Below are 2,101 nucleotides of genomic sequence, written 5' to 3'. Positions count from 1 at the left end.
GTAGCAGCCGACGTGAGGAGAATCAGAGCCTCAAAAAGAAGCGGCATGAGGCCAATGAACTGGCTAGGCTCGTGGGCGTTCCGAAGTCGTGCGTGCGGCATAGTCGAAAAGAGCTTGGTGTTGACAACCCGTTGAGGAGATTGGCTCCGTCGCGTTGCAGAGGCATGATTTGGTGAAGGCAGGCATGGTCATGGCTGCCTATCCCGCTTGGCAGGTTTGTCTGGTTCACAGAACCAAAGGCGCGGCGAGCACGCAGGGCTTTGGAAACAACCAAAGCGCTATGAAAAATCCAATGGACCTTCCGATTCTCAATCCGCACGCCGCCGGGGTCGATGTGGGCAGCGAGAAATTCTTTGCCTCCGTCGGGGGCAAGGAACCCAAGGTGTTTCTGACCGTCACCGAACAAATGCGCGAACTCTGCCGGCATTTCCAAGCCGAAGGGGTGCGCACGGTGGCGATGGAGGCGACCGGAGTTTATTGGATCAATCTTTATGGCGCGCTGGAGGCGGCGGGGTTTGAGGTGGTGGTGGTCAATGGTGCCCACTGCCGTAACTTCCCGGGACGCAAGACGGACATGAAGGATTGCCAGTGGCTGGCGGTGCTGCACGCGCACGGTCTGTTGACCAGCGGGTTCGTTCCCCCGGCGGACCTCCGGCGGCTGCGGGATTATCTGCGAGTGCGGGAAGACCTGGTGGGCATGGCGGCCCAGCATGTGCAGCACATGCAAAAAGCGCTGGACCGGCTCAACGTGAAACTGCATGTGGTCATCAGCGACATCACCGGCGCCAGCGGCCGGAGAATCATCGAGGCCATCCTGGGCGGGCAAAGGGATCCCGAGAAACTGCTGGAGTTGTGCGACGAGCAGATTCTCAAGACCAAACGGGCCGCCGTGTTGGAATCCCTGCGGGGACTGTGGCGCCAGGAACACCTCTTTGCGCTGGAGCTGGCTTGGGAGAGCTACCACGGCTACCAGAAACAGATCGCCCGGTGCGATGAGCAGGTCGCCGCAGTGATCCACCAAATGCGCACGGGCAAACCCAAGCCCGAGTTGGGGCCGACCAAGGAGTTGCGGCATAACGCGCTGGACATTGACGATCTGCAAGGGAGCATGGCGCAGATTTACGGCAAAGACCTGACCCGGCTGCCGTGCCTCAACCCATCCACCGTGGCCATGTTGCTGGCCGAAATCGGCACGGACATGAGCCGCTGGAAGGACTGGCGGCATTTCGGCAGTTGGCTGGCGGTGGCCCCGTGCAGCGCGCAGAGCGGCCAGCGGCGACGGCGGGAAAAACGGTATCTGAGCCAGGCCGGCCGGATCCTATGTCGAGCGGTGCAATGCATGGCGGTGGGCAAGCACACGTGGCTGGCCAGTTTCTACCGGAGAATACGGGCCAAGCGAGGCGCGAAGGTGGCGATCAAGGCCACGGCCTACAAACTGGCCAAGCTGATCTACTTGGTGCTGACCCAAGGTTGGGAATACGTCGAGCAAGGCATTGCCAAGTATCAGGAGCGAGTGCGCGAGCAACAACTCAAAGCGCTGCAAAAGCTGGCCAAGGCATTGGATTATGTCGTCCTTCCCAAGACACTCGCGACCAACTGAACCCAAACCAACTGCACATTTCAACGAACAACCGTTCATTGGCAGGCTCCATATTCCTCGGGAATCAAAGCTCCCAAGTTCAGAATGAGCCTGCCAATGAACGGATTTGTAAACTGCTGTGGCGAAGTCGGTACTGGCTTTTCTAAAAAACGACATTTTCGGCAGTTTCGGGAGTTCATTGGCCTCATGCCGCCCCGCCTCGGGGCTCGGATTCTCCTCACGTCGGCTGCTACCGTTGTGCTCCCGGAGCGTCATCTCCCGCGCAATGGGCCGGCCTTCCATCGACCAGTGGTCCTGCGTGCAGGCCAGCGAATGACTTTGGGTGGTGGGCGAAATCCTCGCGCCAACGCCGATGAAGCCGGTGTTTGCGCCGCGTAGCGCGTAGGCATTGAAACCCACCTGGCCGCCGTTGAAGTTGGCGATCCGCCCACCGCGCGTGCGACCGTAGCCCAGCGCGAGGCCCAGCGTGTAATCGGCCTGGCCCGGCTGAATCCAGACCGG

The 2,101-nt window shown here is 60.5% G+C and carries 1 protein-coding gene; it reads left to right on the top strand.

The features are described from left to right. Positions 1 to 190: 190 nt before the first annotated feature. Complete coding sequence (locus HZB60_12960) at positions 191 to 1,600, top strand: IS110 family transposase (GenBank protein MBI5060677.1); 1,410 nt, start codon at positions 191 to 193, stop codon at positions 1,598 to 1,600. Positions 1,601 to 2,101: the final 501 nt, after the last annotated feature.

The sequence above is a fragment of the candidate division KSB1 bacterium genome (assembly GCA_016214895.1).
Lineage (GTDB): Bacteria > Electryoneota > RPQS01 > RPQS01 > RPQS01 > JACRMR01.
The sequence above is the reverse complement of the archived record's forward strand: the minus strand, read 5'-3'. Positions and strand labels throughout refer to the sequence as shown.

Excerpts from the sequence above, each read along its gene's own strand:
- HZB60_12960 (MBI5060677.1), top strand. The coding sequence starts at position 191 with ATGGCTGCCTATCCCGCTTGGCAGGTTTGTCTGGTTCACAGAACCAAA.